General features: G+C 55.7%; 1 rRNA gene (cut by a window edge). It reads left to right on the top strand.

Features of this window, described 5'->3' with window-relative positions:
* A 23S ribosomal RNA gene (locus IOC61_RS10895) occupies window positions 1–463 on the top strand (its annotated part extends 1,195 nt beyond the left edge of the window); the annotation flags it as partial.

Raw genomic sequence — 463 nt, 5'->3', positions numbered from 1 at the left:
ATTGCGATGGGGAGACGGAGAAGGCTAGGTGAGCCAGGCGTTGGTTGTCCTGGTGAAAGTCGGTAGGCTGGAGAATCAGGCAAATCCGGTTCTCCAAGGCCGAGAGACGAGACGAACGGACCACGGTCCGGAAGTCATTGATGCCACGCTTCCAGGAAAAACCTCTAAGCTTCAGATACAGTGGGACCGTACCCCAAACCGACACAGGTGGTCAGGGTGAGAATCCTAAGGCGCTTGAGAGAACTCGGGTGAAGGAACTAGGCAAAATGGTGCCGTAACTTCGGGAGAAGGCACGCCGCCGGTACGTGAAACCCCTCGCGGGTGGAGCCGAAAGCGGTCGAAGATACCAGGTGGCTGCAACTGTTTATTAAAAACACAGTACTCTGCAAACGCGTAAGCGGACGTATAGGGTATGACGCCTGCCCGGTGCCGGAAGGTTAAGTGATGGTGTTAGCGCAAGCGA

The sequence above is a fragment of the Halomonas sp. KAO genome, from assembly GCF_015595025.1.
Classification (GTDB): Bacteria; Pseudomonadota; Gammaproteobacteria; order Pseudomonadales; family Halomonadaceae; genus Halomonas.
The sequence above is the reverse complement of the archived record's forward strand: the minus strand, read 5'-3'. Positions and strand labels throughout refer to the sequence as shown.